Raw genomic sequence first — 7810 nt, 5'->3', positions numbered from 1 at the left:
CGGTTAAGCCGGCACCCGCAGCCCACGAATTTCCCATATCACCTTCGTAAGAGGCCAGGCCGCCGGTAAAATATATACCTATTTCGTGCGCGCGCGGCGCTGAAGCCGCCCCGACGCCCGGTTTTATTTCCTCTAACGCGCAACCGCACGCGGTGCAGAACGTCGAGCCCTCGGGCGAAGTTGCGCCGCATTGCCGGCAGTATATTTTTTCGCCCGGCGCTTCTTCTTTCAACGGGGCGCCGCACTTGATGCAGTAGTTTACGTCGGCCTTATTCTCGTACCCGCACGCGGGGCACGTTTGGGTCTCCTCGGCGGCCGCTACGGCGAGCGTTTCCGCCCCCGTACTCGCGACTCCAGGGGCGAGACCTATGACGTAGGTTAGGGAGACGGTTAAAAATAATACGGCCCGTCTACTCAAGCGCTCACTCCTTATATCTTTTCTCTTCCGAAACGGCCTCGGGTTGGGCCGTGGCTCGCGGCTACCAACCCCCGGGCCGGCTGTCGATTCTTTATCCCATCGCTCGCGTTATATTCCTCTTAGAAGCTAAATAGCGGCAGCTCCACTTTGACGGCGAGGCCGTCCGGCTCCAAAGATTTCCGCGCGTACGCCAGGCGCGGTTGAACGTCGTCGCCTGGGGTCGTGCGCGACGCGTAAACCGGTTCCGTTTTAACGGCGAGGCCGATGAGAAACACAATCAAACCACCCCCCGATATGGTGCCGCCGGCTATATACTTCGGTTTCGATTTTTCGGATAGGCCCAAGGCCGCGATACCCGGGCCGATTAGGAGCCATATTAAGAGCCCCGTAACCCATATAGACGTCCTTGCGTGGCCGGGCGCGATCATCGTCCCCTTGGGGACGTAACCTCTCCCCGGCACGTGGACCATTTCTAGTCCGGCCGCGCCGGGCCCGGCGCCGTAGAAGTCGTACCCGCAACCACCACAGAATTCGGCTTCCTTCTCGTTGACGTATCCGCACTTGGGACAAACGCTAACGTCCGATAGGCCGGTGGCGGCCGCTTCCTCTCCCTTTTTCGTACCGCACGCCGAGCAGTACTTCGCGTCGGCCGGGTTTTCGTGGTTGCAATTAGTACACGTCCAGGTGTCTTCCGCCGCGGCGACGTCGAATATTTCATATATTACTTCGTTGTACGTATTTCCGGCGTACGTCAGCGGCGCGTATTCGATTATGGGGAGTTCTTCGGCGACTGTCGACTCGAGCTCTTCGGTGATGCGGTTCCAAGGTAACGCCCACGCGAAGTTCGCCCATAATAGGGCACACGCTAAGATAAGTACAAGGCAACCATTACCTTTTAGTGCGTCGTGCATTTCGGGAACCTCCCGCTTTGAATGAGAATTATTGATAAAAATTCGATTTCCTTTAATTATATATAAATCATTATCGTTTATTATGTCAACCCTTAAATTTAGTCTACTTATTTAGTCAAGTTTAATTTATAAGTTTTTTTCTCGTCATTGCCGCCGGGGTGCCATAAATACCTCACGTTATTCGGCCCTTCTACGGGTGGCTTTATAACCGTTGTATATGTGAAAAAAAGGGCGGCCGCGAGGCCGCCCGTTCCGAAGCGATAATTCGGGAATACGCTACATCTTGATGAACGCGCCGTAGGTGAGCGTGAAGTACATAGCCTGCGGCGTGTTGTTGCCCATTACGGGGTACATGAACTTCAGGCCGATGGCGTTGCGTTCGTCGAGCTGGTACTTGGGGTACAGGCCCACGTATAAGGAAGAATGGGATAGGCCTTCGGGTTCGGTTACGTTTTGCGGCCACGTGCTCGGGACGTCGTACGAATCTTCCAACGACATCTCGTAGCCGATGGGTACGTAGATCTGGAAGGCCTGGTCGCTGCCGGTGCCGATGCCCGGTTCGGCATGCAGGTATATCATCATACCGGGCGTTTGGTCCACGTCCAGCGTGGCGGGCGTTGGCTGGGCCGGGTCTTTAACGGCCATCGGGATGGTCCGTTTCATCCGGTAGCGGAAGCCGGCCTGGCCGCTCATCTTGAACATGGTGGAATCGCCGTATTTGCCGGCCACCACCGCTACGTCGATATCCATCTGGTCGTCGCCCAGGTCGGGTTTTTCGGATGCGTGGTCGACCTTGCCCACGGGGATTTTTACGGCCAGCCGCGGCCCGAGGTAGAGGTCCGTGGCGCTTTCCCATAGGCCGCGGGCCTTGACCCAGATGTCGCCCAAGCCCATCGCGTTTACGGTTTTCTCTTCCGTCGTACCGGGTTTCCAGGTCTTGCTCGGGCGAAGTATCTGCAGCGTAACGTCGGCCATATAGTGCTCGTTGAAGGCGTAGCCGATGTCCAACGGGACGAGGAGAGCGTTCGGTTCGGCGTTTTTGGCTACGCTGTCGCCGTCGTCGTTAAACTCTTTAGTAGCGCTCCAATACCCGGCGCCGACGTTAATGTGCAGCGCTTCGGGTACTATCGGCATGCCGCCCGGGTCGACGGAGATAAGGCCGTCGTACGGTGCGTGTCCCGGCATGGTGTAACCGAAGGCCGCGCCCACCGCGATAAGCGGTAGGGCCATGACTAAAAATAAGCGCGATAATTTCATGCTTTCCTCCTTCTGGTTTGAGGTTAGCTTTCTTGCTGATATATTATGAAATCGGTTCCTTAAAAGCAAGTATTTTTTGCTTGTGAACCGCCGTCGGTACGGCCCGATGAAAAATGTTGACACCGACGGTATACGGTATTAGAATCTTGTCCACGGTTAAGTGCTTATCGCGCTTGTCGGTATCGGCAAGCGTTGATGGTCGGCAGGTGAAACGAACCGAAGGCCGGCGGGCTGTTTAGCCGGGCGCGTGCGCGGCGCGGGGATTTCCGGCAGCCGGCGCAGCCGGTTTCGTTTAAATGAGTGCGTGACCGGCAAGGACGACCGTCCGACGACGGGTTTTTTTCGCGGGCGAAGCAGAGGTATGAAAGCTACGACGAACGTGATTTCGTTTTTTCTCGTAGCCGCGGTTTGCGCGGGTTGCGGCCGCGGTCGACGCGATGTCGACTGCTTCGACGTTGCGGTGGTAATGGACGCCGGCGGCCTCGGCGATAAGGGGAAGAACGACATGGTCTGGCGGGGGTGCCAGCGTTTTGCGGAGGAGAGCGGCGTAGCGGCGCGGGTCTGCAGCTACGAGCCCGTTAGCGAGGCCGAAGGTCGCGCTTACCTGCGCGAGGCGGGCGATGCCGGCGCTGACGTGATAATCGTCGCGTCGCCGGTATGGGAGGATTACGTCCACGGCCTGGCCCGCGAATACCCCGGCACGGTTTACGTCCTCGTAGACGGCGAAAGGGGCGCGGCCAACGTCAAGTCCTTGAGCTTTCCGGCCGCCGACGCCGGGTATTTGATGGGCGTAGCCGCCGCGGCCGCGGTCCCGGCGGGGGGCTACGCGTTTCTGGGGGGTCGCAAGGACGCCGCCACCGAGGAGCTCGCTGCCGGCTACCGCGACGGCGTCAAGTCGGAGAACCCGTCGTCGCCGATAGCCGTCGTTTATATGGGCGACGATTTCGCCGCCCCCGTCGCGCGCGACCGGGCCGGCGCTCTCGCCGACGAGCTTTTCGACGACGGCGCGGCGGTGATCTTCGCCGCCGCGGGTGTCGCGAACGCCGCCGTCGCCGCCGTCGCCCGAGAGCGAGATAAACTCGTAATCGGTTACGAGTCGAATCAGAATTACCTCGAGCCGGGGTACGTTATCACGTCGTTGAATATCAGATGGGATAACGTCATATTCGAGGAGTTGCGCGAGGCCGCGTCCGGCGACTTCAAAGGCGGCGAGCGCACGATAAGTATCGCGAGCGAACATATTTCTTATCCCATCGACGACAACAACCGCTCTTTGGTCCCGGCCGAAGCGGTACGCAAAATAGAGGCCGCGCGCCAACGGTTGGCGGTCGCGACCGCCGGCTAGAGCGGTTTTTCCGTGGCGGCGACGAAGGCTTTAGCTTTGGTTAGGTCCGAGGTGGAAGGGGTCGCCCGGGCCGGCGGTGCCGCTCTCGTCGGCGTAGCGGCCGTGGGGGAAGGCGTTCCCGAAGAGTTCGCCGGTTTGGGGCGCGCCGTCGTCGCGGCCGTCGCGTTGTCGCGGGGCGTGGTGGAGACTTGCGTCACGGCGCCGACGCGCATATACGGTTACCATTATCGGGTCGTAAACGCCGCCTTGGATAACGTCGCCTGCCGGGTGGCGTCGTTTTTGGAGAGCCGAGCTTACGCGACGCTGGCGGTGCCGGCGTCGCAGGTCGTCGATTGGGACCGCGTCCTCGGCTCGGTAAGCCACCCTCGCCTGGCGCAGCTCGCGGGCCTGGGTTTCGTGGGCCGCCACAACATGCTCGTTACGCCGCGGTTCGGCGCCGGGGTGCGCCTGGTAAGCGTTTTTACGGACGCGCCGCTCGAAGCGGATGAACCGGCCGCGGGCGATTGCGGCGATTGCTACGCGTGCCGCTCGGCGTGCCCGGCGGGCGCTATAGGCGAGGGTTCCGAGGATTGGGACCGCGCCCGTTGCCTCGAGAAGTTGCGCGAGTTTAAAAAGCGGATTACGAACCAGTACATATGCGGCGTGTGCGTCCGCGCTTGCACCGGCGCCGGCGCCGTCTTTTAAATATATGTCGCCCGAAACCGTTATCGTAGGCGAAAGGATTTACCACCGCGTCGTCGGCCTCGTCAAGCTGGTGGTGGATTTCCTGCTGCTCAACCTCTCGACCCTCGTCGTTCTCTTACTTCAGGGGAAAATATTGGGCGTAGCCGGCTTCTTACGCGAGCCGTTAACCGCCCCCGTCGCCGGCCAACACTTCGGCCTGGCTACCTACCTCGAAGTCTCCCTGGTCTACAGTTTCGTGACCGTCGCGGTATTCTTCAACCGCGGCCTGTACGTCCGCCAACGTTCGATGGCGCGGCTCGACGAACTCTACCTCGTGATGAAGTCGCTGATAATCTCCGCCTTCTGTATGATGGCGATCTCGGTTTTATTCCCTCAGCTCCCTTATACGCGCGCTATCATCGTCAGCAATTTCGTCGTGAGCCTCGTACTCATCGACCTTTGGCGCATCACTTTACGCAAAGTGGTCGGTTTTCTCGCGGAACGCGGCGTAGGGTTGATGCGCACCGTCATCTACGGCGCCGGCAAGAGCGGCCGCATCCTCTCCAATCAAATTAAACTGCACCCCGAGTTCGGCTATTCCGTGGTGGGCTTTATCGACGACGACCCGGGCAAGGCGGGCCGAATTTTCGAAGACGTCGAAGTCCTGGGAGCCTTTGAGAAGCTCCCCGACGTTATAGTATCGCACGACGTAGACGAAGTATTGGTGGCCATCCCCTCCGCGACCCACCGCCACCTGCTACACGTCGTCTTCGAATTGCGCGAGAGGCGAATACCTTTTATGGTAATCGCGGACCTCTTCGAGTTGGTGACGCGCCGAGTCTCCGTAATGCAAATAGGCTCCATTCCGCTCTTGCGTTTGTGGCGCTCGCCGCTCGAGGGTTGGCAGGGATACATCAAGCGGGCCATGGACATCGCCGGCGCGCTGGCGGGCATCGTGTTGTTTTTGCCGTTCTGGCTTTTAATAATCATCCTCATAAAGATAGATTCCCGGGGGCCGGTATTCTACCGCCAGGGGCGCCTGGGCAAGGACGGCCGGCCGTTCAAAATTTTCAAGTTCCGCTCCATGGTGGTCGGCGCCGACGAGATGCTGCCCGAACTCGCCGACTTCAACGAAATGGACGGGCCGATATTCAAGATCAAGAATGACCCGCGCGTTACCGGCGTAGGCAAGCTGCTGCGCAAGTTCAGCGTCGACGAGTTCCCCCAGCTCCTCAACGTGCTGAAGGGGGATATGTCGCTCGTGGGGCCGCGGCCTCCCATACCGGAGGAGGTCGAGGAGTACGAGCGTTGGCAGATGAAGCGCTTAACGGTCCCGCAGGGCGTCACGGGCCTGTGGCAAGTCAGCGGCCGCAACCTGCTAACGTTCGAGGAGATGGTCCGCCTCGACATCTACTACATCGAGAACTGGTCGTTGTGGCTCGACCTCAAGCTCCTCCTCAAGACGGTTCCGGTCGTGGTCTTGATGCGCGGCGCGTATTAATATTTCCCTTCCGTAATTTGTATTCGTAGCCGCTAAATGCCATAATTTAGCGGTTATATTATTTCTACTTTTAGGAGGACGGTTATCCGGGTGTTAGTACTTTAGGAGGGAATAATGCGCGCCCATTCTGAAACGTGTTCGACGGTTATCATCGCGGCCGTGATAGCGGCTTCTATAATCACCGCCGGGTTCCCCCAAGGGCGTCCGGCGGATTGTCGTGATTATAGTAAGGTAAGGGTTGACGGCAGATACGAAATAGTGGGCCGGCACCCGGTAGCCGCGATTATGGCGGATAAAGTCAATTGCTACCGGCTGGATTACGACGATGCGGGGAGGCTTACGAGCGTCGTTTTCCTCAAGGGCGGGAAGCCGGCGGTGGATGACTGCTTCGGCGTCGCCCGCGTCGCCGTCGAGTACGGGGAGGGGTGGGAGCGGAGGAGTTTTTATGACGTTAGGGGGAAGCCGATGTACGGTAATAATGGCGCTTACTCCGAAAGGCTGGAATTAGACGGCAACGGGTACCGGGTTTCTCTTACCCGTTATGACCTAGGCGAGGACGTTATCATCGGGGATAACGAGGGAATCTGTTGCTACTATTGGAAGGTGGACGAGTTGGGGCGGAAGGTCGAGTCTAGGCACGAGTACGAATGGCGCCGCGTACGTTCGGCCCCGGAATTCGTGGTCCGTTACGAATACGACGAACGGGGTAATCTCGCCCAGGAGAGTTACTACGGTACCGACGGTAAGCCGCAGGCGAAGGACGACGTCGGCGTCATCCGCTACAAATACGACGAGTACGGAGACCTTCGGGCGGAGGTTTATTACGGCGTGGACGGCGTAACGCGCGCGTCCTCGTACGGCGCGGCGGCTTACCGTTGGGACTACGACGAACGGGGTAACGAAATCGAGGCGTTCATTTACGGTTTGGACGAAGAGCCGGGTAGCAATCGACTTCATCTCCGTAGCGTCGCGCGTTGGGAATACGACGACGCCGGAAACGTAAACGAGGAGAGTTTTTACGACGGCGACGGTAATCTGCGGGAGGGCTCGCGGGGCGTTGCCTTTTACCTTTACGATTACGACGGATATGGGAACATGGTAGCGGAAAGATATTTCGGCGGAGACGGCCTGTTAAAAGAGGACGACTACGGCGTAGCCACTTACCGTTACGAGTACAATGAGTGGCTCGACGTAGTGGGGGAAAGCTATTACGACGCCGCGGGCCGTTTGGTGGACCCCGGATGGGGCGCCGCGATTATACGCGAGAAGTACGACGAGGACGGGAACTGTTTGGAGACAAGTTATTATGGCGTCGACGGCGAGCTGAGGGCGGGTGAGGACGTTAGCCATGCTATTAGGCGTTATAAATACGATGAGCGGGGGAAAAAGGTCGAAATGGGATATTACGACGCGGCCGGGCGGTTAACGGGGGCTATTTACGAAGGGGTCGCTTTGATTCGGACTAAATACGACGTGCGAGGGAACGAGGTCGAGAAGGCCTATTACGACGCTTATGGCGAGTTGGCGGGGGATAACTACGCCGTTGCTATTTACCGGTACAGGTACGACGACCGGGGGAAGGAAGTAGAGGAAAGCCGATACGGCCCCGATGGTGCGTTGACGGAAGCCCGGGGCGGCGTTGCCGTCATCCGCACGGAGTATGACGCTCGGGGTTTTAGTATAGAATACTCTTATTACGACGCCGAGCAGGAGCT

The 7810-nt window shown here is 58.9% G+C and carries 7 protein-coding genes; 4 read left to right on the top strand and 3 right to left on the bottom strand.

The features are described 5' to 3' along the window. The 3 genes from VMX79_06700 to VMX79_06690 all read right to left on the bottom strand — a co-directional run. Positions 1-418: zinc ribbon domain-containing protein (locus VMX79_06700; GenBank protein ID HUV86784.1), on the bottom strand; the 418-nt coding region annotated here is incomplete at its 3' end. 119 nt (positions 419-537) lie between these two features. After that, on the bottom strand, positions 538-1329 hold the full coding sequence (locus tag VMX79_06695) for a zinc ribbon domain-containing protein (protein ID HUV86783.1): 792 nt from the start codon (positions 1327-1329) through the stop codon (positions 538-540). A 276-nt stretch (positions 1330-1605) separates the two neighbouring features. Beyond that, on the bottom strand, positions 1606-2586 hold the full coding sequence (locus VMX79_06690; protein HUV86782.1) for a hypothetical protein: 981 nt from the start codon (positions 2584-2586) through the stop codon (positions 1606-1608). A 361-nt stretch (positions 2587-2947) separates the two neighbouring features. On the opposite strand from VMX79_06690, the gene VMX79_06685 reads away from it, so the two are divergent. From VMX79_06685 to VMX79_06670, 4 genes are all read left to right on the top strand, one after another. Next, complete coding sequence (locus VMX79_06685; GenBank protein ID HUV86781.1) at positions 2948-3931, top strand: BMP family ABC transporter substrate-binding protein; 984 nt, start codon at positions 2948-2950, stop codon at positions 3929-3931. Positions 3932-3967: 36 nt separating this feature from the next. Then, a complete protein-coding gene (locus tag VMX79_06680; protein ID HUV86780.1) occupies positions 3968-4615 on the top strand; it encodes a hypothetical protein in 648 nt (215 codons plus the stop codon). A 4-nt stretch (positions 4616-4619) separates the two neighbouring features. Beyond that, entirely contained in the window at positions 4620-6095 is a 1476-nt protein-coding gene (locus VMX79_06675; GenBank protein HUV86779.1) for a sugar transferase, read from the top strand. Between the two features lie 285 nt (positions 6096-6380). Beyond that, positions 6381-7810 (top strand): hypothetical protein (locus VMX79_06670; protein HUV86778.1); only part of this gene is annotated, 1430 nt, incomplete at its 3' end.

This window comes from bacterium (assembly GCA_035529855.1).
Lineage (GTDB): Bacteria > RBG-13-66-14 > B26-G2 > WVWN01 > WVWN01 > WVWN01.
Note: the sequence above shows the minus strand (reverse complement) of the source record. Positions and strands in the feature narration are given on the sequence as shown.